Annotated in this window: 29 protein-coding genes; 4 read left to right on the forward strand and 25 right to left on the reverse strand. The window is 43.4% G+C overall.

What is annotated here, in order from left to right; all coding sequences use genetic code 11:
- Window positions 1-305: 305 nt before the first annotated feature.
- Together GM612_RS11355 and GM612_RS11360 are read right to left on the reverse strand one after the other, a co-directional pair.
- Window positions 306-689 carry a CvfD/Ygs/GSP13 family RNA-binding post-transcriptional regulator gene (locus GM612_RS11355; protein WP_155432476.1) on the reverse strand — a complete coding sequence of 128 codons (384 nt, stop codon included), beginning with the start codon at window positions 687-689 and terminating at the stop codon, window positions 306-308.
- An 88-nt stretch (window positions 690-777) separates the two neighbouring features.
- On the reverse strand, window positions 778-1,362 hold the full coding sequence (locus GM612_RS11360; RefSeq protein ID WP_155432477.1) for a peptidylprolyl isomerase: 585 nt from the start codon (window positions 1,360-1,362) through the stop codon (window positions 778-780).
- 276 nt (window positions 1,363-1,638) lie between these two features.
- Here GM612_RS11360 and GM612_RS11365 point away from each other — a divergent pair, with 276 nt between their 5' ends.
- The gene (locus GM612_RS11365) at window positions 1,639-2,286 is read left to right on the forward strand and encodes a VTT domain-containing protein (RefSeq protein WP_155432478.1); all 648 of its coding nucleotides are present in this window, start codon (window positions 1,639-1,641) and stop codon (window positions 2,284-2,286) included.
- Window positions 2,287-2,373: 87 nt separating this feature from the next.
- Here the strand turns inward: GM612_RS11365 and GM612_RS11370 are convergent, their stop codons facing one another.
- The 16 genes from GM612_RS11370 to ccpA form a co-directional block, all read right to left on the reverse strand.
- Window positions 2,374-3,003 carry a TIGR01906 family membrane protein gene (locus GM612_RS11370; protein ID WP_155432479.1) on the reverse strand — a complete coding sequence of 210 codons (630 nt, stop codon included), beginning with the start codon at window positions 3,001-3,003 and terminating at the stop codon, window positions 2,374-2,376.
- A complete protein-coding gene (locus GM612_RS11375; protein WP_155432480.1) occupies window positions 2,996-3,781 on the reverse strand; it encodes a TIGR01457 family HAD-type hydrolase in 786 nt (261 codons plus the stop codon). Before GM612_RS11375 ends, GM612_RS11370 begins: the two co-directional genes overlap by 8 nt.
- Window positions 3,782-3,787: 6 nt before the next feature.
- Window positions 3,788-4,705: a YutD family protein gene (locus tag GM612_RS11380; protein ID WP_155432481.1), complete on the reverse strand. Its 918-nt coding sequence runs from the start codon at window positions 4,703-4,705 to the stop codon at window positions 3,788-3,790.
- A complete protein-coding gene (locus tag GM612_RS11385) occupies window positions 4,698-6,101 on the reverse strand; it encodes a bifunctional metallophosphatase/5'-nucleotidase (protein ID WP_155432482.1) in 1,404 nt (467 codons plus the stop codon). Before GM612_RS11385 ends, GM612_RS11380 begins: the two co-directional genes overlap by 8 nt.
- A gap of 20 nt (window positions 6,102-6,121) precedes the next feature.
- Window positions 6,122-6,733, reverse strand: a complete 612-nt coding sequence (locus GM612_RS11390; RefSeq protein ID WP_155432483.1) for a metallophosphoesterase family protein — start codon at window positions 6,731-6,733, stop codon at window positions 6,122-6,124.
- 338 nt (window positions 6,734-7,071) lie between these two features.
- Window positions 7,072-8,478 (reverse strand): amino acid permease, encoded by a 1,407-nt coding sequence (locus tag GM612_RS11395; RefSeq protein ID WP_155432484.1) that lies wholly within the window; start codon window positions 8,476-8,478, stop codon window positions 7,072-7,074.
- 389 nt (window positions 8,479-8,867) lie between these two features.
- Window positions 8,868-10,061 (reverse strand): acetate/propionate family kinase, encoded by a 1,194-nt coding sequence (locus tag GM612_RS11400; protein ID WP_155432485.1) that lies wholly within the window; start codon window positions 10,059-10,061, stop codon window positions 8,868-8,870.
- Between the two features lie 17 nt (window positions 10,062-10,078).
- On the reverse strand, window positions 10,079-11,101 hold the full coding sequence (locus tag GM612_RS11405) for a class I SAM-dependent methyltransferase (RefSeq protein WP_343031903.1): 1,023 nt from the start codon (window positions 11,099-11,101) through the stop codon (window positions 10,079-10,081).
- 242 nt (window positions 11,102-11,343) lie between these two features.
- Complete coding sequence (locus GM612_RS11410) at window positions 11,344-11,769, reverse strand: competence type IV pilus minor pilin ComGF (protein WP_155432486.1); 426 nt, start codon at window positions 11,767-11,769, stop codon at window positions 11,344-11,346.
- Window positions 11,766-12,134: a hypothetical protein gene (locus tag GM612_RS11415; protein ID WP_155432487.1), complete on the reverse strand. Its 369-nt coding sequence runs from the start codon at window positions 12,132-12,134 to the stop codon at window positions 11,766-11,768. The genes GM612_RS11410 and GM612_RS11415 overlap by 4 nt, the downstream gene beginning before the upstream one ends.
- Window positions 12,112-12,558: a prepilin-type N-terminal cleavage/methylation domain-containing protein gene (locus GM612_RS11420; RefSeq protein WP_155432488.1), complete on the reverse strand. Its 447-nt coding sequence runs from the start codon at window positions 12,556-12,558 to the stop codon at window positions 12,112-12,114. The genes GM612_RS11415 and GM612_RS11420 overlap by 23 nt, the downstream gene beginning before the upstream one ends.
- Window positions 12,530-12,865 (reverse strand): prepilin-type N-terminal cleavage/methylation domain-containing protein, encoded by a 336-nt coding sequence (locus GM612_RS11425; protein ID WP_155432489.1) that lies wholly within the window; start codon window positions 12,863-12,865, stop codon window positions 12,530-12,532. Before GM612_RS11425 ends, GM612_RS11420 begins: the two co-directional genes overlap by 29 nt.
- A 1-nt stretch (window position 12,866) precedes the next feature.
- On the reverse strand, window positions 12,867-13,901 hold the full coding sequence (locus GM612_RS11430) for a type II secretion system F family protein (protein ID WP_155432490.1): 1,035 nt from the start codon (window positions 13,899-13,901) through the stop codon (window positions 12,867-12,869).
- On the reverse strand, window positions 13,843-14,817 hold the full coding sequence (gene comGA / locus GM612_RS11435) for a competence type IV pilus ATPase ComGA (RefSeq protein WP_155432491.1): 975 nt from the start codon (window positions 14,815-14,817) through the stop codon (window positions 13,843-13,845). The genes GM612_RS11430 and comGA overlap by 59 nt, the downstream gene beginning before the upstream one ends.
- Before the next feature lie 104 nt (window positions 14,818-14,921).
- The gene (locus GM612_RS11440) at window positions 14,922-15,656 is read right to left on the reverse strand and encodes a YebC/PmpR family DNA-binding transcriptional regulator (RefSeq protein ID WP_155432492.1); all 735 of its coding nucleotides are present in this window, start codon (window positions 15,654-15,656) and stop codon (window positions 14,922-14,924) included.
- A 245-nt stretch (window positions 15,657-15,901) separates the two neighbouring features.
- Window positions 15,902-16,903 (reverse strand): catabolite control protein A, encoded by a 1,002-nt coding sequence (ccpA, locus tag GM612_RS11445; protein WP_155432493.1) that lies wholly within the window; start codon window positions 16,901-16,903, stop codon window positions 15,902-15,904.
- Window positions 16,904-17,387: 484 nt separating this feature from the next.
- Here ccpA and GM612_RS11450 point away from each other — a divergent pair, with 484 nt between their 5' ends.
- The gene (locus GM612_RS11450; RefSeq protein ID WP_155432494.1) at window positions 17,388-18,485 is read left to right on the forward strand and encodes a M24 family metallopeptidase; all 1,098 of its coding nucleotides are present in this window, start codon (window positions 17,388-17,390) and stop codon (window positions 18,483-18,485) included.
- 131 nt (window positions 18,486-18,616) lie between these two features.
- Here GM612_RS11450 and GM612_RS11455 read toward each other — a convergent pair whose 3' ends face one another.
- Together GM612_RS11455 and GM612_RS11460 are read right to left on the reverse strand one after the other, a co-directional pair.
- Window positions 18,617-19,078, reverse strand: a complete 462-nt coding sequence (locus GM612_RS11455) for a YtxH domain-containing protein (protein WP_155432495.1) — start codon at window positions 19,076-19,078, stop codon at window positions 18,617-18,619.
- A 22-nt stretch (window positions 19,079-19,100) separates the two neighbouring features.
- Window positions 19,101-19,505, reverse strand: a complete 405-nt coding sequence (locus GM612_RS11460) for a DUF948 domain-containing protein (RefSeq protein ID WP_343031904.1) — start codon at window positions 19,503-19,505, stop codon at window positions 19,101-19,103.
- 143 nt (window positions 19,506-19,648) lie between these two features.
- Here GM612_RS11460 and GM612_RS11465 point away from each other — a divergent pair, with 143 nt between their 5' ends.
- On the forward strand, window positions 19,649-20,500 hold the full coding sequence (locus tag GM612_RS11465; RefSeq protein WP_155432496.1) for a mechanosensitive ion channel family protein: 852 nt from the start codon (window positions 19,649-19,651) through the stop codon (window positions 20,498-20,500).
- Between the two features lie 129 nt (window positions 20,501-20,629).
- On the opposite strand, the gene cbpB is transcribed toward GM612_RS11465, so the two are convergent.
- The 4 genes from cbpB to racE are packed head-to-tail and all read right to left on the reverse strand — an operon-like array spanning window position 20,630 to window position 23,097.
- Window positions 20,630-21,115, reverse strand: coding sequence for a cyclic-di-AMP-binding protein CbpB (gene cbpB / locus GM612_RS11470; RefSeq protein WP_155432497.1), 486 nt, complete (start codon window positions 21,113-21,115; stop codon window positions 20,630-20,632).
- A gap of 14 nt (window positions 21,116-21,129) precedes the next feature.
- Window positions 21,130-21,648, reverse strand: coding sequence for a metallophosphoesterase (locus GM612_RS11475; RefSeq protein ID WP_155432498.1), 519 nt, complete (start codon window positions 21,646-21,648; stop codon window positions 21,130-21,132).
- Window positions 21,649-21,650: 2 nt separating this feature from the next.
- A complete protein-coding gene (locus GM612_RS11480) occupies window positions 21,651-22,256 on the reverse strand; it encodes an XTP/dITP diphosphatase (protein ID WP_173021277.1) in 606 nt (201 codons plus the stop codon).
- Window positions 22,243-23,097, reverse strand: a complete 855-nt coding sequence (gene racE / locus GM612_RS11485; RefSeq protein ID WP_155432500.1) for a glutamate racemase — start codon at window positions 23,095-23,097, stop codon at window positions 22,243-22,245. The genes GM612_RS11480 and racE overlap by 14 nt, the downstream gene beginning before the upstream one ends.
- 162 nt (window positions 23,098-23,259) lie before the next feature.
- On the opposite strand from racE, the gene GM612_RS11490 reads away from it, so the two are divergent.
- Window positions 23,260-23,751 carry a YslB family protein gene (locus GM612_RS11490; protein WP_173021278.1) on the forward strand — a complete coding sequence of 164 codons (492 nt, stop codon included), beginning with the start codon at window positions 23,260-23,262 and terminating at the stop codon, window positions 23,749-23,751.
- Between the two features lie 101 nt (window positions 23,752-23,852).
- Here GM612_RS11490 and trxA read toward each other — a convergent pair whose 3' ends face one another.
- Window positions 23,853-24,173 carry a thioredoxin gene (gene trxA / locus GM612_RS11495; protein WP_155432502.1) on the reverse strand — a complete coding sequence of 107 codons (321 nt, stop codon included), beginning with the start codon at window positions 24,171-24,173 and terminating at the stop codon, window positions 23,853-23,855.
- Window positions 24,174-24,193 lie beyond the last annotated feature (20 nt).

Consider the following 24,193-nt stretch of genomic DNA (forward strand, 5'->3'; position numbering starts at 1 on the left):
TCGATCTAGTCGATATGCCCTGCACATTTGTGAAACGAAACTTTGTTCAGTTCTCAAAGGTCTACAAATTACTCGACTTAATTAGTATAACCAAGATTTTAATCAATGTCAACGACAAATTTGAATCTTTATTCATCAATGTAAAATCCGTTTTAAGTCGAATCCACCACTGTATTTACCAAACAATTCAAATATCAACCGTCCTGAATATTCATTCATGTAATTAATATTGTGTTCGTTGGCAACAGATAAAATAATACCAGCTATTCCCAACTCGGTCAAGAACAAATAGAAAATTAATTAAATTATTTTTTAACAAATTCACTCATTGCTTCCTGTTCCCAACTATGACGTCTTTTCTGAATTGGCTTAAACCCCTCATGAACATTACGATTCGTCCAGTAATGCTTGTGAAAATTTTCCTGCTGCGAAACCACCGGCTGCAAAGGCACCTGCTTTTCTGCTAGACACCTCAACGATAAGGAAATTTTCCCGGTAAACTCATCAATATCTAAAACGATCACATCAATTTCATCGCCAACTTGCAAATAATCGTGAATGTCCTTCACGTAACCATAATGACATTCAGAAATATGAATCAAACCTTGTCGGCCACTACCAAGATCCACAAAGGCCCCATACGGTTGGATACCCGTAACAGTACCGTGAACATGATCTCCAATGCGCATAATTTAGCCACTCCCTTCTTATTACCCATTTTACCTGCCAAACAAAAAAGCTTAGGCATCGACTCACCCAAGCTTGATGATCATTCAACTAATCCTTTATCGAGACGGATTCAATGACGATATCTTCTAATGGTTTGTCGGCACCGTCAGTTTTGACCGTGGCCATTTTATCTACGACGTCCATTCCATCAACAACTTGACCGAAAACTGTATGTCTGAAGTCCAGCCATGGTGTACCGCCTTTTTGATAGGCTTTGACGATTTCTTCCGGAAAATGAGCATCCTTCATTTGATCAGTCAACTGTTCAGACATATGTTTATTTTGAACGATAAAAAATTGACTACCATTGGTGTTCGGACCACTATTAGCCATTGATACTGCACCGCGCAAATTATATAAGTCCTTAGAAAACTCGTCTTCAAACGGCTCATCCCAAATACTGGAGCCACCCATACCAGTCCCAGTCGGATCGCCACCTTGAATCATAAAATCATTGATTACACGGTGAAATATAACTTCTTCATAATACTTCTGCTTAGCTAACGTGACAAAATTCTCAACAGCTTTTGGCGCTTGTTCAGGGAATAATTGAATCACAATGTCACCCATTGAAGAGTGGATGATTGCTCTGGGACCATTTACTGAATCCGGTTGTAGCTGTGGGTAATTCAAATTGATAACCTCCAAATTTCTTTCATATCTATTATCCATGATTTAAATTTAAAAGCAAGTCTAAAGCAACCTTAACTTCCGTTGAAATTTTCTCCAGAAAAAGCCCCAATTTTAGACATCAAGGACTTTTACCGTTCACGATTATTTGGAACCCGTAAATTTGGAGTTGCTTCGTAAAATTATATTTCTGTTAAGTCCTGTCAAAAGACTATGTATGATTATGGTTCTTTGATACAATGCTATTAACTTAAACCTTGAAAGGAACTATTTAAACTTATGGCTCAGTTGATTGATTTCGTCCTCCATATTGATAGTCACATGGTCAACATCGTCAACACTTTTGGTGGCTGGTCATACGGTATCCTTTTTCTAATTGTCTTCGTTGAAACTGGTGCTGTGATTCTGCCGTTTCTCCCTGGGGATTCGCTTTTATTTGCTGCCGCTGCCTTAGCTGCTAATGCCAACTATCACCTTAGCATTTGGCTCTTTATGGGGGTCTTCCTTCTAGCTGCCGTCGGTGGAGATTCCCTTAATTTTTTGATTGGAAAGCGGGTCGGTATCGCACTGACCCGGCATCCATTCTTTGGTCGTTTCATTAAAGAAAAGAATTTAAGAAGCGCGCGTGACTTTTTCGAGAAGCACGGCATGATTGCCATATTTTTAGCACGTTTCATGCCAATCATTCGAACCTTTGCGCCATTTGTAGCCGCCACTTCAGATTATGAATACAGCTCGTTTATCCGTTACAACTTTGCAGCTGCCGTCTGCTGGGTTCTGCTCTGCTGTGGTGGGGGCTTCTTCTTTGGTAACATTACCTTTGTCAAAGCCCACTTCTCACTAGTTGTGATCGGCATCATCGTGGTTTCGTTGATACCAGCATTTATTGGCTTGCTTAAGAGTCGTGGCCAGGCAACAGAAGACTAACCATAACTATTCAATACAAAAACCGCTTAGCTTGAATAATCAAACTAAGCGGTTTTTGTATAACCTGATTAATCCTTCAAAAGAATCCTAACCCCTTAAAAAAGATCGTCGGCCACGCCAGACACCAATTAACATGACGAGCTCAAACAAGCCAAACGCTAACACAAAACACTGAGAAAAGAAACTTTCTGGCAATACCAAAATAACTGGGTCGAAACGTGGATCAAACAGCCAATCAGAATTTCTAAACAGAATTTTATGAAAATCAATAAAGAACTGATTGAAGTTCACCAGCATCAATAGTCCAGCGAGAACTGGAACCACTGCGGCAACTTGAAAAGGACGGATCAACTTCCACAGTTGTTTCTTGATCGATAACTGTCGCACAAAACGAATGGCTGGCCAAATGGTCACGATTAGAACCACATTGTTTAGTAAAAACAGATGTTTGACGTCTATGAAATGCTGCAGGCCACTTGGAGAGGTGGGAAAATCCAGCATATCTAACCGGTTGATCCATGGAAACTGTAGGTATCCCAATAGTTGCTGATAGTTCTCGACAATGTGGCCAGTTGAAAGATCAACGACTTTTGATAAATGGCCTAATCTAACGTTCAACCAATACAGCCACACGCTGTTGATCGTCAAAAAAATAACCGCCGAAATGATTGCTAAAAATAAAGCTATCCATTTTAGAGCTGTTAATAATCTATTCATCCGTCAATGTCCATTCGTCCAAACTGTCAATCTCGTAAGTCGGCGCAATGGCTTCCTTGGCCACTTGTTCGCGAGTCGATAGACCCGTATAGACTAATAACGTATCGATACCGAAGCGAATCCCCGCTGTAATATCTGTTTTGTAGTTATCGCCCACCATTAAAACTTGCGATTTTTTTAAGCGCATCCGTTTCAAAGCATTCGCCATAATAATGGTTTCAGGTTTACCAATATAAATTGGCCGTTGCTGCGTCGTATAAGCAACCATCTCGACTAACGACCCGGCACCGGGTAACATTCCGCGTTCATTTGGAATATTAGAATCAGGATTGGTACCAATGAAAGTTGCACCGCCGCGAATAGCTAACGTTGCAATTGCAAATTTATTGTAAGTCACATCTGAATCCAAGCCCACAATCACAAAGTCTGGTTGACGTTCAGATAGTTGAAATCCCTTATCCAAGAAGGCCTGAATCAACCCAATCTCACCGATGATATAAACCTTATTCTGTCCTGGCTTGGCGATTCCTGCTACGTAGTCGGCTGTAGCCAGACCGGCAGTATAGACATTGCTTTCTTTCACGTGAATATCATGGTTATTAGCCAAATTATCAACGACGTCTACTGGAAGTTTAGTCGTGTTATTGGTCACAAACATAAAATCAGTCCCTGTATGCTGGAGCCGTTCCACAAACCGTTTTGCGGCCGGGATCCGCCGTTTACCGGCGTAAACCGTGCCATCTAGATCAATAAAGTAACCATCGTAGTGTTTTTGCATCTGAATCTAATCCTCTTTTTCTCGAATTGTAAATTTACGGTGCTGACTGTGACCTACAGTTTTCACTGTACCCTTTCGCTCAGCAACAGGCGTTGAATTTACAGGCTTGATTTTTTCAACGGTATACGCTTTTTGCTGACTGTGTGCCCGCCGGTTGCGATGCCCATTATTTCGCACCCGCTTTGCGCGCCCCCGACTGCTCTGTGAATTGCCTGACTGCTGATCATTTTGAGTGTGCCCACGGCCATTGTTTCGCTGACGAGTGTCATTTTGGGTATTACCAGACGCATTTGGACGATGTTGATTACTTGACTGCTGATTATTCGAACGCCGGCGTGTGCTCGAGCCGGTCTGCTGATTAGGCGCCCGATTTTCGCCATTATTTTGTTGGTGCCTATTATTCGACCGATTTCCGCTAACCGTTTTGCCTCGTTTAGCCGCATTTGTTTGTCTCGTTGAGCTATTTTGCCGCTGGTTTCGAGAATTCGAAGATCTGCGATTCCCGTCTTGATTTCGTCCTCGCTGATTATTTTCTCGTTGATGGTTTCGCTTTGGTGTCACCGCTTTAGCCTCTTCATTATGCATCACAAAATAGGGGCAACCAGTATTGCAAACTTCGTTCAGATAGTCCTGAAGCGCACTGATTTTCAGTTCACCGGCAACGTTACGCTTATCATCGTAAAAGCCACGTAGCCGTAACTGACCAAAACCCCAGTCGCCAACGAGGTAATCATAACGAGAAAAATAAGTGTTAAACCGGTCACTAAGTTCGATTCGGTCAAATGCATCATGGTAGTTCACCAGTAGTTCATAGGGATGTTCATTAATTTGATAATGGGTGTCATCTACTACAACGATAATACCGCCTGGCTCACGCTTTGCACGAGCGTCATCGATAAGCTCTTGCATTGATTTTTTATCCATTTTCTCCCTCCTTTCTGATTGGATATTGTTTAGCGAGATAGTCGCCGTAAACCGTTCTTAATAGTTTACCATATAAAATTTCATTTTGACCAACGATGGAAATCGTCGGAAAGAATGGTATAAACAAATAATGGTCAGGCATAGCCACCGTATACGCCTTTAAAGGCGACAGCGGTTCGCCCCGAAATAAAACGGTGCCCTCATGCTGATTATACGAAATACCAGAGTAGTTTAAATCACCAAAAATCTGGCCACGAAAACCCATTCCCTTGATTGGAAAATGGCTGAGAAATAGCCGGTTCTTTTCCATTTCCATAACCAAGCGCCAAAGATTATCACCACTCAAAGTAACTTTCATAACGTGCATTGCATGTGGCAACATCTGATGCAGTTCATTGCGGCTAACGATTCCTGCTGGTAAATCACGCAGAAACAAGCCACCATTCAAAATGGCGGCATCCGTACCAGCAAAGTCTTCCAAGGCAGCTAGTCCTTCACTGATCAAGCGTGAATGTCCCTGCCAGTTTTTCTCCATCGGAACGGGTAAGTTAGCAAGCTTATCTTGACTTAGTAGAGCTTCTCCGCGTTCACGGTAACCTTCAATTTCGGCACGATCGTTGGTCCCCGACTGCAAATTAGCCGTTTTTATCACTGATGCTTTGGCTGCCTCAATTTGATGATCATCAGAAACGGTTAGTTGAATCGTCCCGATATACTGACCGTACTTGCCAGCTGCTCCCAGCATGGTGGTTTGATCCAGTTCGCCATGGGGTAATAGATGGTGCGTGTGTGCACCCAAGATCACGTTGACCTCTGGAAAACGTTTGGCGATCCACCGGTCAACGTCGAGGCCTAGGTGCGAAAGTAAGACAACGCAATCATACTGGCCTTGGAACTGTTTCAATAAATACGGCAGCATTCGCTCCACTGAAATTGGCTGCCAACCGACCAACGGATAAGTCAGCGTGTAGGGAGCTGTGAGACCTAATACCAAAACGCGCGTCTTGGACTTAGTTGTAATAACCTTGCCAGGAAGTGCCCACTTTGGCTGCGTGGTCTGCGGTGAATTCAGCAAATTACCGAGAATCACATCAAAATTAGCGTGGTCATATAAATGAATCAACTGCTCTTTGGAATTACCTAGGCCTTCATTATTACCGATAGTCACACCATCGTAACCAATTTGATTCATCAACTCAATGTTACTCTGGCCATCGGTCGCTTCCGTGAGTGGATGTGCACGGTCCATAGCATCGCCGATATCAAATGTCAACACGGTGTTGCCAGCGGCTTCATAACGCTGTCGCTCCTCACGCAGATAACGACGAATCTTAGGCCAATTTTCAAAGTGCGAATGCAAATCATTGGTGTGTAAAATTGTTATTTTTTCAGTCATACGCCACTCCTAAACACAAATTAACGCCGCTTTTGAAAATCTTTGAATTTACCAGCCACCATCTCTTCAACTTCAGCCATCGAAAGCGGTGTCCCAAAGGACGGCTTATGAGCCAAATAATCCGTTTCTGGTGTATCCACGCCCACGTTGATGTCTTCTTTCACATTCACCGCATAGTGATGAATATGCCCGTGGAGATTAATAATCTGCTTAACGATCCCCATCATCATTGGATAGTGAGTCATGTAGTACTGCCGATGATCAACTTTAATAATGACACCCACATCATGAAATTCAAATTTAGGTTTGCCGCCATACGTGTAATTATGTGCTTCAAGGTATTTGAATAACGCCCGATTATCATGATTTCCCTTAATGAGAATCAAATGGCCATTCAATTGGTTTAACACGTCAAGAACTGCCGCTTCAGCAGCACGTTGCGGGCGTATAAAATACAGCGCAATATCACCAAGATGATAAACGGTATCTTCTGGAGTTACCCGCTCGTTCCAGTGGTCAATAATGGTTTGATTCATTTCTGCCACTGATTTGAACGGCCGCGGAGCAAAGTCTGAATTCCCTAATAGATCTTTATGAAAAAAATGTGTGTCTGCGGTGAAATAAAGATGCAAGCGTACCCCTTCTTCTCTGAAATTGTTTCTCTTGTTTGCAGTGCTTTCTATATCAGTTTAACATGCCGTCTAGAAGAGGGAAAGCAAGAGCATACAAGCTAAAACAAATGCATATGTTTCAGCCGAAAAGCTAAAATTCCCATGGAATGATGGTTAATTTATCTACTTGACCCTACAAAAATACAGGTAAGCTTTTACACCCACCTGCATCTTAACAGTCAATTTTTTCCGAAAACCGATATTATGAAACTGCTCATTAGAGATTAATGCGTAACGATTAGATTCTTAAAATCTCAAGAGGTGAATTTACCATTTAACACAATAAGTTGCCATCGAGGTCACTTCGAATTTGATTTCACTTTTGCAACTTCTGCCAACCGGGTCTCCGAACGATCAATCACAGTCTTAAACAGCCAGAGACCAAATAACCACAGTATCGAGCCAATCAGAGCAACAAGGGTTTCAAACCTGAAGAACAAAACGATACCGACCATTGCCAAAAAAGCCAGAACAAAGTAATCTGAGTACGGCGCAAAGGGCATCTTGAACGTGACAGTGTCAGCCTTCGTATGACTGACCGACCGCCGGTATTTAATGTGTGCCAGCACGATTGACCCCCAAATAAACAGGAAACACGTGGTGGCAATGCTTGAGATCAAAGTGAATACCCGACCTGGAATAAACAGGTTCAATAAGACAACAATGGCAATGATGACAGCCGAAAAGAACAATGCGTTGACTGGAACCTGTGACCGAGACAGTTTGCGTAATTTCTTAGCGGTCTTGCCTTTACCATCATACGTTAGCGAAAATAGCATCCGTGCCGTAGTGAACAACGAGCTATTGCAAGCTGAAGCCGCAGCAGTCAGGACAACAAAGTTGATGATTGCAGCTGCCGCTTTAATTCCAATTGCCGAAAAAACTTGGACAAAGGGACTCTGGTCGGGTGAAATAAAGTGCCACGGATAGATGCACATTAACGCCAATAAGGAACCGAGGTAAAACAAAATTACCCGCATGGGAATTTCATTGATTGCTTTAGGAATAATCGTCTTCGGATCACTGGTCTCAGAAGCTGTCATTCCCACCATTTCGATCCCGATAAACCCAAACAGTACCATTTGAAATGAAAGGAAGAACCCTTTGGCACCATGAGCAAAGATGCCACCATCAAATAGGTTGCTGACTGAAGCGTGGCCGACTGGTGTCTTGAACTGGAAGATCACCATGACTACCCCAATGACGATTAAGGCAATAATGGCAGTCACTTTGACGATTGCAAACCAGAACTCTGTCTCACCAAAAGCCGAGACTGTCACCGCATTGATCAGCACCAAGATCAGTAAAATGGTCAGACCCGTAACCCATTGCGGTAAATTAGGAAACCAAAATTTCATGTACAACCCTGAGGCCGTTAAATCAGCCATTGCGATGCTCAGCCAGCATACCCAGTAAGTCCAGCCGGCAATAAATCCCCACCGCTCACCAAGGTATTTTTTAATAAAGTCAATGAAAGAATGCGCACTCAGATCAGATAGCAGCAATTCGCCTAACGCCCGCATCAGTAGAAAACAGGCAATTCCTGCAATCAAGTAGGCCAAAAGAATCGATGGCCCAGTAAGGTGAATTGATTCACCAGCCCCAAGGAACAGTCCCGTTCCAATCGTGCCACCCAGCGCAATCATTTGGACGTGACGGTTCTTCAAACCGCGTGACATTTGTTCGGTTGGTTCTTCACTTTTCATCTTTTTCACTCCTTAATGGTTATCAATTATACACGCCAAATCAACCAAAATTAGAGTTTGTTAAAGATTAATGAGAAAATTAAATAAACTAAACGCGCAAATGACCACGGTGACAGGTACTGAACGCTTCATGAGAATTGTTCACTTTTAGTTGAATAAAATGCACTGTTAATATTTCAAATTGAAAAAAATTAAATTAAGCCTTTTAATCACAACCAAAATAAGTGCTACTAAACAATAATGCTATTGCGCATTTTTAGATGGCATTAAGTTAACCGAAGCCATTGGCTCAACCCGAATCATTGCCACAGTTTAAGCCACAACAAAAAGCGATGAGTTTCAAATCGTTTAAACCTCATCGCTTTTATTTAAATTCTTACATTGATTGATTATTTCTTAGCTAAGCGCTCAACATCACGCACGATCATCAACTCTTCATCCGTTGGGATCAACAGTGTCTTGACCTTAGCATCAGCAGTTGAAAGGTCTCGTTCAACACCGCGGATGTTATTCTTTTCAGGATCTACAGCGATACCGAAGTAACTTAATTTATCAGCTACTTCCTGTCGAATTGGAATATCGTTTTCACCCACACCAGCGCTAAAGACAATGGCATCGACACCGTTCATTTCAGCGACGTATTGACCAACGTAACGCACGATCCGGTTAATGTACATATCACGGGCAAGATGCGCCTTATCGTTGTGGTCTTGAACCTTTTCCAAATCTCGCATATCAGCAGAGTATTCTGAAACCCCAACCAAACCTGACTTCTTATTTAAAATATTGATCATATCGTTAGGATCTTTAATATTCAATTTTTCCATTAGGAAAGTAACCAAGGAAGCATCAATATCACCGGATCGGGTCGCCATCATAATACCAGCTAACGGTGTAAAGCCCATTGAAGTATCAAATGATTTGCCGTTCTTAATCGCGGTGATCGATGCGCCAGCACCGATATGCATTGTGATCAACTTCAAGTCTTCCAAAGGCTTGCCTAGCATCTTAGCTGCTCGACTGGCAACGTACCGGTGACTAGTACCATGGGCACCATACTTCCGCGCACCATACTTTTCGTAGTATTCGTAAGGAATCGCATACATGTAGTTGACCTTTGGCATCGTCGTATGGAACGAAGTATCGAAAACAGCCACGTTTGGTACGTCTGGCAAAATCTTCTTGAACGCCCGAATACCCATTGCTTCAGCTGGATTATGCAGTGGTGCATACTCAGCCAAGTCTTCAATTTTCTTCAAAGCATCATCATCAACTAAGACCGAATCAGTAAAGAATTCACCCCCAGCCACGATTCTGTGGCCGATACCAGTGATCTCATCATAGCTCTTGAGAATCTTAAGCTCCAGCAGCTTATCCAGCATTAGGTGAATAGCCGCTTCGTGATCTTTAACATCCTGGGTGTTTTCGAACTTTTTCCCGTCACCATACTTGATTGTGACAATTGAATCCTTTAAGCCGATTCTTTCGATCACACCGCTCGTGATAACCTCTTCTGAAGGTACTTCGAACAGCTTAAACTTTAATGTTGAACTTCCTGCGTTAACGGCAAGTGTTTTTCCCATGTCATACTCTCCTTATACTATTTCTTTAGTAAATCATTGAGCTCCCAGTCGACCACTTCTGCCACAAACTTTGAGAAGGCCGCTTGGTCTTTGAATGATGGAAATTCTCCAATCATAACCTGATCGGCCTGTTTAGCATTCCCGCCACGTCGTTGCAGCAGCAAAATTGATTTTTCAGATTGCTGTGCAGTGAACAAATCCTTTGGTAACGCCAGCAAACTCTGCAGGTAAGCCGTATCCTGAAGCCAAGCCAGCAGCCCCTTTGATTCAGGGCTTGAAAAAAGCTGGCTGGGCACTAAAAAGATACCAAAGCCACCCGGCTTAACAAAGTGCATTGCTTGTTCCATCATCAAATGATGAACATAAGAATGACCCGACTGAGCATGTGTCTTAAAAGTTGTAACCTTTTCATCAAGTGGATAATAACCAATCGGAAGGTCTGACACCGCTAAATCAATTTCTGGCAATTGCAACTCACCCAGGGCATCTTGATGCCTTAAAGTAACGTTTGCCTGCTGAAGGGTGGTGTTAATGTCAGCCACTGACAATAGCGAGTCATCATTATCAATTCCGATTGCAGATATTTCAGCGTGAGTAGCAGCCGTCAACTGATTGATCACTGTAGTCAGCAAATTTGCCGTTCCAACAGCGGGATCTAGCAGTGTCAGTTGAGACTGCTTTTCAACCAGTCGAATCACTAAATAACCCATCACCATGCCAATGGTATCCGGTGTCATTTGATGATTACCCTGGATGTCATCTTCCCTCATCGCTTTTAACATCGACAGTTGAATTGCCTGGCGGACAGTTTCCCGATCAAGATGCTGGCGGTCGACAGAATCATAAAGGCCCTGCAACTGCTGAACAACCTTTTCATTTGGTTGACCATCTTCAACCTGGACATGCCCATCAATCAGATTATCACCCGACTCAATAAAAGCATCTAAGTAAGATGTTGATAACGCTTCTTTAAGTAACTCGGTGGATTCATCGAACACTTTGAAAAGCGCTTCCGTTTCCTTAATAGCCAGTATCGTCAACCTCCTGTCAATTTAAATCTCCACACAATTTCTAGTTTACAAATTTTCGCCCCTTAATTCAAGCAAACATGTGAAATTTAACTAACCGTTACCTTTTCTGGTGTTGAATTTTGTGTTGGTAATGCTCAATTAAGGTATCGTAAGTCTCAATTTGGCGGCGATATCCCTGCATTTGAAAAATTAATACCGCACTCAATAACATTAAAAAGAAGAGTGCTAAAATCGTCACAAATCCTCCTCGCTTATTCATGGACATCTCCAATCGTTGTTACCGCAGATAAATGTTGGTTCATTCGAGTAATGACACTGATCTTTAAATACCCATGGGCATTATCCATCCCAACATAATGAAGCCCAGTTAGAAGCGGCATGTAACCGCCTTTATCAGTGGTCATAACGATCTTATCATGATATTGATAAATATCGTACTGACGATCCTTGTCCGTCTGAGGATTTAGTAGCGCTTCTTGCATCCCAACTTTGGCAAGTGAAAAACCATAATCATCCGACTCTAATTTTGCCAGCATATGATACCAAGCCAACTGTTCATCATATCGTTGTTGCGACTTAGCTGTCAGCGCCTGAATGCCAAATTGGAAGGTCAGAATAGCAATAGCGGTTACCACTAAAGCAATCAGGGTTTCAATCAGGGTAAAACCGCGTTTCATTTGTTCACCTGCTTTGCACTTTTGGGCAGCCCTTCAATCGACGTTGCATTTGAATCCTTAGTTGCGGAAGAAGCATGGTCTACCAAACCTGAAGATTCTTCTTTGGTTTCTGTCTGTGAGGACTTTTGTGACTTTTTTGGCTCACTACTGTGGGCTTTTTTCGCCTTTTTAAGAGTATCTAAACGTTGAAAATTAAATTCATAAGTATGGCGGAGCTTTTGGACTTGCACCTGTCGCATTGATAATTGGTGAGTCATCACCTGCTGGGTCTGAACATAGAGCACCACACCAAGACAAATTATTATCAGACCAATTAGGGCATCTGAGAGGATAAACCCCGTTTTACGCTGCTTGTCGATCCACATGATAGACCCCCCAGCCCATTTGAATGACCAACCGATAAATGCGGTGATCAATATCTGAATGAAATGTAACGGTCTGCGGTGAGATCGATGAATTAGCACGAATATCCAGCAATACATTCTTGTCTGGATGCAGGCTTTTAGGTAGGTTGAGTTTATTTTCGTGACCGTTTGTCTTGAATACCACAGGCTGATCAGTTTTAATTTTTACCATTGTCGATCGGTTGTGATATTCGGCTTCTGATAACGCTTGTTTCCAGTAACCATCAAAACTGGTCCAAAATGCTTGTTCGGTGCGCAGTGACGACTGATTGATCCGCTGACTGCCAAGCATGACTAATAGTAACAATGAACTGATTACCACGAGCGTAATAAGCATTTCAATCATCGTAAACCCCTCACGACGCCGTCTTAACTTGCTTGCCATCGATTTTAATGCCCTCTTTTTCTGCGATCTTAACCTGTTTATCGGTTAAATAACCCGCCTTTTCAAGGTCACCAAGACTGGCCGTCTTTTTATCCGTTGAATCAAGGTAGGTATCCAGTTGGGTCTGGACAACCGTCGTCATCGCACCGGCGTGAACGCTATTGGCTCGATCTTTTTGATGCGCAATATTGGGTGCAATTATGAGTATCAGCAAACCAATAATGAACAGGACGATCGTCATTTCTAAAAGTGTAAAGCCGTGACGTAGCCTTTTTTGACAACTAATATTTAATTCTCTGATCTGCATCTTAAAGTCCTCCGATTGTGTGATATAAAGGTAAAAATAAGCTGGTGTAAGCTGCGATGATCGTACTGCCGATCACCACGAATGATAATGGCTGGATCCAGGTCATCATTGTTTCTAAACGATTGGTCAAACGTTGATAATATAGTTCTGTGAGAGCCGTCAATTCTTGAACTAACGCGGTTTGCGATTTCCCGCTTTGAAACAGCGTCTGCAGCTCACGAGGCATAAACCGATACTGTCTCAAAACATCAGGTAATGGTTGACCAGCTGCTAGTGCAGTTTCTAACTGTCCGCCTAACTGATAAAGTAAGGTCGTCGATTTTGCACGACGTAACGTCATCAAGATCTCTTGAATCCCTAATCCGCCTTCAAACATAATTGTGATCGCAGCCAAAAAATAGTAACCATAGTAAGCCTTAACGATTGGCCCAAGGATCGGAATCCGGGTGGTCTGTTCCACGCGGTTCAAAATCGGTTGCTGTTTGATACCCTGGTAAAGAAAAGTGCCAATCAATAAGAGTGGCACGATAATCACAAGCCACCACCAGTGATGTGACTGGGAGCTGGGGGTGTCAGCTAATGCTTGAATCTGAGGCATAATGACTAGTTTCATCCCAGTCATAATAAAGCCTAAAATAACCATTAGCATCAGTGGATACTGCAGCAAACGTTTGATTTTATGATGGCGCTGATGCGCGGTTTGCAGCAGCCGACTGATCTGACCTAAACTTTGTGTTAACTGGCCGTGTTCCTCTGCTAACTGCAACTGCAGTCCAATCTGATCATCAACGTATGGTTCAAAAGCGGAACTAACGGACAAACCGGCTTGTAATTGCGCGTTGATCAAGTTAAGATCTTTCGTCTGCTGCTTGAACAAAACCTCACAAAACTGAAGTGCGTGGCGAACCGAGAAACCAACACCCAATAAATCACTGACAACTCGGAAAATATTGGCCTGAACGCTGATTGACCATGGCTTAACCGTTTTCGAAGCGGTGGTACGTTGCGCTTGAGATTTGACTCCTTTGCTTAGCATCCGCTAACGTCTCCTTCCATTGCTGAGTCATGTTCGTTTGTTGATACCAGTCAGCCGTCACCGGCCCTTCCACCAAATCAAAGTAGGCTGCTAAATCACCTGTTTGAGTTGGAAGTAGGCGTTGATAGGCAACACCAATGACTGCCTGTTCAATTGCTATTTGATCAATCGCTAACTGTGACAGTCGGTTAACGGTTCCACGAGCGGTTTGAGCATGCACACTACTCAATACTAAATGACCACTTAAAGCCGCATCAACCGCCGCTTTCGCTGTCTCGTGATCACGAATCTCACCGACAATCAGAACTTCTGGTCGGTGGCGCAATGCAACCTTGATCAAGGCCTGATAGCTCATTTCCGCTGCAGGATTAACCTGGAGCTGTAAAAAATCAGGTGCAATAATCTCAACTGGATCTTCAATCGAAAGCACAGACTGTGAAGCACTTAATTCCCGTGCTAATTGATAGATCGTGGTGGTTTTACCTGACCCAGTAGGACCAGCAAATAAAATCAAACCTCTAAGTCCACTCCATTGCCGAAGTTGTTGGAACTGCGCTGGGACTAAGAACTTGGGCTGTTGTACATCCAGTGGCAATAATAATCGCATCACCAAAGATTCCTGATTTAAGAAATTACCAACGCTGGATAGGCGTAAATGCACGATTTGCCCATCCACAGACAGTGTCATTGCTCCCAGTTGTGGCCGCCTAGTTTCGGTAATCGCCATGTTGGCACGGTATTTAAAATGAGCAATCAACTGTTGCCCCTCTTCAAATGAAAGCTGCTGCACTGCAACTAACCCTATTGCCCGATGTTGTGACACCTGATAATGGTCACCATCGGGCTGAATGTGCAAATCCGAACTACCGGTTTCAATGGCAGCTTGCAACAGCATTTGTCCAAGTGATTCGATCACATCCTCACCTCCTGATACTAACTACGAGGCTTTGATGCTCGAAGTTTTAAACACACCAAAAAACGACTTCCCATCTTTGGGAAGCCGTTTTTAATGGTTGCTGATTACTCAACACCTTCGGGTAACGTCGCTGCTTCATAAACATCCGAAACATCGTCATTATTTTCTAGCTCTTCAATCAAGCCTTGATATTGCGAAATCTTATCTTCTGGAACTTCAGTCGTGTTCTCTGGGAACATCCGAACTTCAGCAGTATCCAAGTTATACTTTTGTTGGAGTGCGTCACGCGCTGAAGTTAAGCTAGATGGATCTGTGAAAATTTCAAACTCATCATCACTGGTCTTCATATCATCAGCACCAGCATCAAGTGCGTCCATCAAAACCGTATCTTCGTCAGCATCTAAGCCGTCACGCAAGATAACGATATAGCCCTTACGATCGAACATGTAAGAAACCGATCCAGCAGCACCTAACGAACCGCCATGGTGCGTAAAGGCGGAACGAACAGCTGCAGCAGTCCGGTTCTTATTATCGGTCAAAGCGGCCACCATAATTGCGGTCCCACCTGGGCCGTAGCCTTCATAAGTGATCTCTTCGAACTTGGCACCACCAACACCAGAAGCCTTATCAATAGCGCGTTGAACGTTATCTTTTGGCATGTTAGCAGCCCGAGCCTTATCCATCACCAATCGAAGTTGAGGGTTGTTTGCTGGATCAGGATCACCTGCTTTAGCGGCTTGATACAAGTCACGTGAGATTTTTTGGAAAATTTTACCACGCTTAGCATCTTGGGCGTTTTTACGTCCTTGGATGTTATGCCATTTTGAATGTCCTGACATTTCACGACTCCTCTTTTCTTTAAAATATTCGTGTACACAGACTTTATTATAATATCACGCAGGGGATTGCAATACAACCTATCCGGACTAGGATTAAATAATTTTCTAGACCAATTCCATCATATTGACTGGCACAACGCTTGTAAAGTAATTAAGACTGTAAACTGTCACAATCCCTGGTGAAAATAGGCGAGCCAAGTGAGTGATCCACACTGACTCGCCTACTAAATAAGTATATGAGTATGTTAGTGGGTTGACGCGCGCTTCATTAAGCCGTATGGCAACAAAACCGTCTTGTCGTCCACCGTTTCACTACTCATTAATTTCGTCAGTAAGCGCATGGCAACCGCTCCGATATCGTAGAGTGGCTGTGTAATAGACGACATCTTAGGCCGCACCATCTCAGTCAGCTTCGTATCGTTGCTGGTAATAATTTCAAAATCATCGGGCACCTTCAGACCAGCATCCGTCACCCCGTTCATCACACCAGCAGCTAACTCATCGTCACCGATAATTGCCGCTGTCGCGTTAACTGACTGCAAAGCTGGCTGCAATAATTGCCCAGCTTTATAGGAGTAATCGGTCTCAAATACTAGCTTGTCATCATAACGAATACCAGCCTTCTTCAAAGCCTGCTTGTAGCCTTTCAGTCGATAGTCGCGATTGATTGGGTAATCTAAACTCCCAGAAATAAAAGCCACCCGCTGATTACCGTGGTCAATCAGGTTCTTAACAGCTTCTTCAACTGCAGCTGCATAATCGATGTTGACACTCGGCATAACGCCTTGTTCATCCACACAACCAGCTAGTACGATTGGCGTCTTAGCACGGTCAAATTCCTTGCGTAATTCCTCACTAATATCATTGCCCATGAACACAATGCCATCCACTTGTTTTGCCATTAAAGTATTCAGCACTTGGACTTCCTTGCGACCATTTTCGTCAGAGTTAGTTAAAATGATGTTGTATTTATACATCATGGCGATGTCGTCAATTCCCCGTGCTAATGCCGAAAAGTAGATGTTGGTCACGTCTGGGATTATGACCCCAACCGTGGTCGTCTTTTTACTTGCCAAACCGCGAGCGACAGCGTTTGGCCGGTAGTCAAGTCTTTCAATTACGTCTAACACTTTTTTACGGGTCGCCGGTTTCACATTGGGATTACCGTTAACCACTCTTGAAACAGTGGCCATCGAAACGTCGGCTTCACGAGCGACATCATAAATTGTTACAGTCTGTTTATCCATTGCGATAGCCCTTTCTTTATTGATTTAAATCGTTTTCAATGATTTTCAACAACTTGTACAATATATCAGATAAATTTTCAGAAATCAAACTGAAAACGTTTTCATCTCGATAATACTCTATTCAAGAATACTTTTCAAGACCACGTCTTAAGTTGACACAGAATTGATGAAAACGACTTACAAGAAAAAACTAGTTGAACTGTTCAACTAGTTTCTGAAAAAGCCCGTAAAACAGGCCGATGAGCAAGTTCAAACAAGAAAAGTAATTCAGACACTTTCCGTTATAAGTCTAAAAAAAAGAAAATCCTCAATTTCTCTCAACATATACCAATTCAATACCAGTCAACCGGTCTTTACCGTAAGTATTAATTTTATCGATATTTATGTATTTTACAACCGTGAACAAACTTCCGACTTTAACAAGCTCATTTTAGCAGAAAATAAACGTGCTATAATATCGTTATCAAAAATTGAGGTGATGACATTGTCTAAACTGCAACAAGTCCAGGAATGGACAGCACAACATCAAGTTGACTTTTCTTATGTCAGCGATCCGCGCACAATTCAATATCTTACGGGTTTTTACAGCGATCCCATTGAACGCGTGCTAGCACTGATTATTTTCCCTGATCAGGAACCATTCATGTTTGCCCCGGCTCTCGAAGTTGAGGCGATTAAAGACACTGGCTTTTCGTTCCCCGTATACGGTTACCTGGATCACGAAGATCCTTGGCAAAGGATTGCTGATCGCGTCAAAGAAAGGCTCGCAGCACCAACCAAAATAGCCCTGGAGAAAGATCAGCTTTCTGTGGCCCGTTTAGAGCACTTACAGCACGTTTTCAGTGGTGCCAGCTTTGAGGCAGATTTAACCCCTTTCATTAACAATCTGAGACTCATCAAAACTGAAGCTGAAATTGAAAAACTCAAAGTCGCTGGTAAATGGGCTGACTTTGCTTTTGAAAAGGGCTTTGCAGCTGTGAAAGCGGGCAGAACTGAACAGTCAGTTGTTGCTGAATTGCAGTATGCATTGATGAAAAAAGGGATCATGCAGATGAGTTTTGACACGTTAGTTCAAGCTGGACCACATGCGGCTGAACCGCATGGCGCGACCAACGCCACAAAGTTTGAAAACAATGAACTGATTCTGTTTGATTTGGGAACCGTATGGGATGGTTACATTTCGGATGCTTCACGGACCGTAGCCCTTGGCAAACCGACTGAAAAGCAACTTGAGATTTACAAAGTCTGTCTGGAAGCACAGCTAACGGCCCAGCGAGCGGCTAAACCGGGCATTACTGCCGCAGCACTAGATAAAGTTGCCCGCGATATTATCGAACAGGCCGGTTATGGTGACTATTTTATTCACCGCCTCGGTCATGGAATGGGTATGAGCGAGCATGAATTCCCTTCTATTATGGCTGGAAACGATATGATTCTCAAACCAGGGATGTGTTTCTCAATTGAACCTGGGATCTACATCCCAGGCATCGCTGGCGTCCGGATCGAAGACTGTGTTCACATTACGGCGAACGGCTGTGAACCGTTTACGCAAACTTCAAAGGAACTAACTTATGTGGGCTGAAAGTCCAAATATGAACATCAATGAATAAACAATATAAAATGCAGGTGAACTGATAATCTCACCTGCATTTTTTAAATCCTCTTTAAATTAAAGACCTGATAATACTGAATGCGTAGCAGCGTCACTTACACTTACTCTGAATCGTCACTGCTGTCATCAGAATCCTTATCTGGCGTATCCGACTCGTTTGGAGTTTCCGTTTCACCAGTGATATCTGCACCACCGAAAGTCTCATCACTGTTCAACACGATGTCGTCTGAATCATCGTCACTAGCGGTTGCTACGTCATCTAATTCGGAGCGTAACGATTCATCACTTTCATCGCTATCTGAGTGGTGAAGTCCATGTTTGGCAGTTTCTCTTAACTTATCACTTACCGACTGCGACTGGTCACTGAAAGATTCTTTGAAATCGTCCCAGGCATCGCTGGCGTAAAAGGCATAGTCAACAGCGCGATCCTTCGCAATATCAGCCTTTTCTTGAAGGTTAGCCTTCAATTCTGCTTTTTCTTCATCGCTTAAACGATGATAGGCAAAGTGAGCCGCCGCGGCACCTGCAAGTAATCCAACAACAAAGCCTAACTTCTTTCCCATAAGTCAAAACTCCTTTCAACGATCAACTCTTATTTTTCCTACCACGATATAAATTCATTAATGACTCTGCTAATCCGGTAACGATACCCGTTGTAGCAGTCTTTTTAGCCGTTTTTTTAACCTTACCCGTTAGGTTACGGGTGGCCGAATTCAAATCTGAAACACTCGTGCCAAGATCCCCTGCCGCTTTAAAGACTGGGTCAATGGTCGCCACCTTATGATTAACATCATCTAACAGGGTGTTGGCATTGGCGAGAATATCTTCTGTTTGTTTCGAGATCACATCTAGGTCGTCCGTCATCGTCTGGACGCTTTTGTTGACTTCAGTCAGCGTACGAACCATTTTGGTGAGAAAAACACCGATGAAGACTACCAGGATCAAGAATGCGATTGCCGCAATCAAACCGGCAACTTGTCCGACTGTCACACTACCCCTCCTTACTTTAACTGCTTAGGATAAGAATAGCATTGCGGTGAAGCCGACGCAATATAAAACACATCGGAATGCCTGCTTTTTTTTAAGCGAATCTGTTACACTAATGAATGAGTCTAATTCAAGGAGTTTACATCATGACATTATCGAGTAACTTATCACGTTTTATTCAGCACTTTGATTGGCAAAAGATCGGCGAACAGGTTGCGACTACGATTTTCCAACTTGTTTTAGTCACTGTCGGCCTGCTCATCGTTAACTGGTTGGGCAAGAAAATCATTCGGCACTTCTTTAAAAAATATCGCCAAACTCGTCTGACAAACGGTTCTGCTAACCGGGTCGATACCATCTACACACTTGTTCTTAACATTTTCCAGTACACGGTGCTCTTCTTTTGGATCTATGCGTTGCTGTCGTTTCTGGGGGTCCCGGTGGGCACATTGATTGCCGGTGCGGGCATCTTCAGTCTAGCACTTGGCCTTGGTGCCCAGGGCTTTGTTTCCGACATTGTCACCGGTGCCTTTATTTTGATGGAGGAACAGATCAACGTTGGTGACGCCGTTAAAATTGGTGACGTGGAAGGAACGGTGTCAGCCATTGGCATTCGAACAACGCAAGTCATCAGCGCAGACGGAACGCTCAACTACATTCCCAATCGAAACATCACAATCGTCAGCAATAAATCGCGGCATGAGATGCGGGCAATGGTTCAAATTCCCATCTATCCAGATTCCCCGATCGATCAAATAGACGAGATCATTGAACAGGTGAACCAGTCCGTTTCAGCTCAGTTTCCCACTATTACTCAATCACCAACCAACTTAGGCACCGTACCATTGACAGATGGCCAGGTTGTAATTCAAGTTGTTGCTTTCACCCAACCAGGAGAACAATTCACTGTCCAACGCGAACTATTGGCGGCGTACCTAAAAGCCATCAATGAGGCTGGTATTCCCTTGCCGACAGTTTATCACAGCGACAATAAATAAACCTTTTTGGTGCCTGTTTAATAGGCTCTGAGATGACAATATACGCCTCAGGAAGCATCACTTCCGCTTTGGAAATGATGCTTCTTGAGGCGTATTTTAAAGTTTAAAGACCAACAGTGCCCTCCCAGCTTACGATTCATTGATTGAATCACGAATTTCGCTCACGTCATACTGTTCGCTAAAGTTATGCGCCAAATAATTGACCCGCTTTAACAGCTCACGACGGGTAATGATACCCGTAAAGGTTTGCTCATCAGATACGACTGGAACAAAGTTTTCATCAATCAAAAGGTGCATGATCTCTTCTAAATCTGTGGGGTCTTCAATTGACCGAAAATCAGTCTGCATCACGTCTTGAACCTTTAATCGCCGCAAATTTTCCGGGGCAACGTGATTCAGATCAAGCATGTGTTCCGTAATCATTGATAACGAGATCAGTCCGCAAAGATGCTGGTCACGGTCAAGGACTGGCACCTTAGAATAACCAACCTTGGTCAGCACCAAAAAAGCGTGGTAACAGTCGTTTGAAACCATCACATTAGCCACTAAATTAGCTGGAATGATCAGGTTGTCATGGTCTGCTAAAATCATTTTTTTGATTGGTTCGTCAATCATCATTTAACCTCACTTTAACGGGTAAACTGCTGTGAAATACTGCTGACACGATTTAAGCCCCGATCATAAAAGTCGACCGCAATTTTATCATCAAACGTTTCAATAATGGCATAGGTACCGCCTAAAGAAGCATACTCTCCGCGTGGCAATGAAATGCTACCGGGATTGACGTAAAGTCGTTTCTGTACCATTTCGGCGGCTAGGCGGTGAGTATGGCCGTACAAAACAATGTTGGCCTCAACTTCCCTGGCTTTCAAGTCAAGCCGGGTCATACTCATACTGACACCATACAGGTCGCCATGCGTCATAAAAATGTGTTCGCCGGCCACCACCTTGTCCACTTCATCAGGAAATGCCGCACCGAAATCATTATTGCCCTTCACGACAGAAACCTCGTTGAACAATGGATCATCCATTGTCATTTCAGAATCACCGCAGTGAAAAATGGCGTCAACTTCTGGCCGGTAATGACTAAAGATTGTCTGTAGAATTTCACGATCACCATGATTATCACTAATAACTAGAATTCTCAAAGTTATGCCTCCCACCAAGAATCAAACTGCGCCATCATCTTTTCAGCAGCTCGACCGCGGTGGCTGATCGCGTTTTTCTCATGGTCCGTCATTTCAGCCATCGTCTTTTTCTTCGAAGGAATGTAAAATAACGGGTCATAGCCAAAACCGTTTTCACCTCGAGGTGCCGTTAAGATAACACCTTGAACCTCACCATCGACCACTAATTTATCACCATTTGGTTTCACTAAAACTAGTGTCGTGTGAAAGACTGCCTGTCGGTGATCAGCAGGAACAGCCGCTAATTTATTCAACAGCTTAGCGTTATTGGCCGCATCATCGTGATCACCGGCATACCGGGCAGAATAGATTCCTGGATCGCCGTTTAACGCGGCCACTTCCAGTCCAGAATCATCAGCCAGCACTGGCAATTGAGTATGACTAGCAATCGCCTCTGCTTTAAGAGTTGCATTTTCCTCGAAAGTTTTACCATTTTCCTTAATTTCACCAATCTCGGGATAATCGGCTAAAGTCTTAATTGTGATTCCCTTAGGTGTAAGCATTTCGGTAAATTCACGCGCCTTACCTCGATTACGGGTGGCAATCACCAACGTGTCATGCTTCATCAATTGACCGCTCCTTTACGTTCAAATCACCATAAGCGACCAGCTGATCAACCGGGAGATGAGAAATATCCAGCCCTGATAACTCCAGCCAATCTTCAGCAATTTTACGGAAATTAGCGACGTTTCCAGTGGTATAAAACTTATGGACCGGCTGGATCTGATCATGATTCAGCAACCCTTTATCCGCCAAGAGCCGCTTAGCGACAGTGACCGTCTCTACACCAGAGTCGACCAATGTAACGCCTGGGCCCACCGCAGAGGCAATGGCGGGTCTTAATAGCGGAAAATGAGTGCACCCTAAGATCAGTGTATCAACCGGATGCTTACGGAAGTAACTTAACCGCTCAGCCACTTTTGCCGCAGCCTGTGTCTCATGGTACTGACCTGCTTCCACCATGGTCACAAATTCAGGACAAGCAAGTCCTTCGATTTTAGCATGTGGTGAACGGCTTGAAATTGCTTGCTGATAAGCGTGACTATTGATTGTTCCTTCTGTTGCAATCACGCCAATATGTTGGTTCGCGGAGACTTTGACGGCTGTTTGGCTACCAGAATCGATCACGCCAATGACCGGTATCGATAACCGAGCTTGTAGAATTGGCAAAGCTGCTGCCGTGGCAGTATTACAAGCTAATACCAATGCCTTAATATTCTGGTCCAGCAAAAAACCTGCAATTTGTTGACCAAAGTGTGCAACTTCTTGGGTTGGGCGCGGTCCATACGGTAGACGTGCTTGGTCGCCTAAGAAGACAATTGATTCGTTTGGCAATTGCTTGAGAGCCTCTTTAACAACTGTAAGACCACCAACGCCGGAATCAAAGAAACCAATTGGTTGAGATGTCATAGCAATCTCCCTTTCGAAATATCCTTGAAACTACATTATTACCCTTTTTGACGTGGGAAGCAAGGAATCTCAAATTTTCTTAAAGTGTCCTAATTAACTTGCAATTAAAGCAAGTTCCAGTGTAATCTTAACTTAACAGAAAAGTGAATGGAGAAACTAAAAATGGATAACCAGATCTACAGTCATTACCTTTCAAATCCTGAACTTGCGCCACTCTTTGGTAAGGCCCTATTTAGAGACGTTGTACTAAATGATCTACTTGGAGACGACGCCAGCAGTATTTCTTACTGGGAAGGCAAACAGTTGGCCCGACGTTTTTCCCTCGGCAGTATTGAAGACGTTGTTCGCTTCTTCCAACAAGCTCAGCTTGGTGACCTGATGTTACAAAAACAGTCAGCTCGAGAATGGCAGTTTACGTTAAGCGGTGGACCGGTAACAAGTCGGCTTGCTATCCAGCCAGATGCAACCTTTTCGTTGGAGGCAGGTTTCCTAGCTCAGACCGCCCAGCAAATGATCGGCGTGGTCGCTGAAACCGAAATGGGAGAAACTCCCAAACGGGCAAATGGCATTAGTCTTGTCGTGCATTTAGATCCGAAAGATCCCGTTTCAGACCCGCAAGAATTAAAGCCAATGCCAATTATTAACAACGATTAAGAAGACAAAAACGGCTCGATCAGTCATCAGACATGATCGAGCCGTTTTGTGTTCAAGTGCAGTTGTGCAAATGAAGAAAGTGCTTAATATTAATGTTTTGCTTAAGCTTCAACGTACTGTGACAGTAATTGCTTGAGCTGATCTTTGGTATGGTAACCAACAACAGTATCCACAACTTGACCGTCCTTCTTGATCAGGAGGGTTGGAATGCTCATGATACCAAACTTTTGTGGTGTATCTGGGTTAGCATCAACATCCATCTTGTTGAATGTGACTTTATCAGCCATTTCGCCAGATAATTGTTCAACTACGGGTGATTGCATCCGACATGGACCACACCAAGTTGCCCAAAAATCAGTTAACGTAACGCCTTTTGATGTATCATTTTCAAATGTTTTATCCGTTGTCTCAACAACAGCCATAAAACGATGCCTCCTTCTTG

This window comes from Secundilactobacillus folii, from assembly GCF_009720675.1.
Lineage (GTDB): Bacteria > Bacillota > Bacilli > Lactobacillales > Lactobacillaceae > Secundilactobacillus > Secundilactobacillus folii.

Excerpts from the sequence above, each read along its gene's own strand:
- GM612_RS11355 (WP_155432476.1), bottom strand. The coding sequence starts at position 689 with ATGCGCATTGGAGATCATGTTCACGGTACTGTTACGGGTATCCAACCG.
- GM612_RS11365 (WP_155432478.1), top strand. The coding sequence starts at position 1,639 with ATGGCTCAGTTGATTGATTTCGTCCTCCATATTGATAGTCACATGGTC.
- GM612_RS11370 (WP_155432479.1), bottom strand. The coding sequence starts at position 3,003 with ATGAATAGATTATTAACAGCTCTAAAATGGATAGCTTTATTTTTAGCA.
- GM612_RS11375 (WP_155432480.1), bottom strand. The coding sequence starts at position 3,781 with ATGCAAAAACACTACGATGGTTACTTTATTGATCTAGATGGCACGGTT.
- GM612_RS11380 (WP_155432481.1), bottom strand. The coding sequence starts at position 4,705 with ATGGATAAAAAATCAATGCAAGAGCTTATCGATGACGCTCGTGCAAAG.
- GM612_RS11385 (WP_155432482.1), bottom strand. The coding sequence starts at position 6,101 with ATGACTGAAAAAATAACAATTTTACACACCAATGATTTGCATTCGCAC.
- GM612_RS11395 (WP_155432484.1), bottom strand. The coding sequence starts at position 8,478 with ATGAAAAGTGAAGAACCAACCGAACAAATGTCACGCGGTTTGAAGAAC.
- GM612_RS11400 (WP_155432485.1), bottom strand. The coding sequence starts at position 10,061 with ATGGGAAAAACACTTGCCGTTAACGCAGGAAGTTCAACATTAAAGTTT.
- GM612_RS11410 (WP_155432486.1), bottom strand. The coding sequence starts at position 11,769 with ATGAAACGCGGTTTTACCCTGATTGAAACCCTGATTGCTTTAGTGGTA.
- GM612_RS11415 (WP_155432487.1), bottom strand. The coding sequence starts at position 12,134 with ATGTGGATCGACAAGCAGCGTAAAACGGGGTTTATCCTCTCAGATGCC.
- GM612_RS11420 (WP_155432488.1), bottom strand. The coding sequence starts at position 12,558 with ATGGCAAGCAAGTTAAGACGGCGTCGTGAGGGGTTTACGATGATTGAA.
- GM612_RS11425 (WP_155432489.1), bottom strand. The coding sequence starts at position 12,865 with ATGCAGATCAGAGAATTAAATATTAGTTGTCAAAAAAGGCTACGTCAC.
- GM612_RS11430 (WP_155432490.1), bottom strand. The coding sequence starts at position 13,901 with ATGCTAAGCAAAGGAGTCAAATCTCAAGCGCAACGTACCACCGCTTCG.
- GM612_RS11440 (WP_155432492.1), bottom strand. The coding sequence starts at position 15,656 with ATGTCAGGACATTCAAAATGGCATAACATCCAAGGACGTAAAAACGCC.
- ccpA (WP_155432493.1), bottom strand. The coding sequence starts at position 16,903 with ATGGATAAACAGACTGTAACAATTTATGATGTCGCTCGTGAAGCCGAC.
- GM612_RS11455 (WP_155432495.1), bottom strand. The coding sequence starts at position 19,078 with ATGGGAAAGAAGTTAGGCTTTGTTGTTGGATTACTTGCAGGTGCCGCG.
- GM612_RS11465 (WP_155432496.1), top strand. The coding sequence starts at position 19,649 with ATGACATTATCGAGTAACTTATCACGTTTTATTCAGCACTTTGATTGG.
- cbpB (WP_155432497.1), bottom strand. The coding sequence starts at position 21,115 with ATGATTGACGAACCAATCAAAAAAATGATTTTAGCAGACCATGACAAC.
- racE (WP_155432500.1), bottom strand. The coding sequence starts at position 23,097 with ATGACATCTCAACCAATTGGTTTCTTTGATTCCGGCGTTGGTGGTCTT.
- GM612_RS11490 (WP_173021278.1), top strand. The coding sequence starts at position 23,260 with ATGGATAACCAGATCTACAGTCATTACCTTTCAAATCCTGAACTTGCG.
- trxA (WP_155432502.1), bottom strand. The coding sequence starts at position 24,173 with ATGGCTGTTGTTGAGACAACGGATAAAACATTTGAAAATGATACATCA.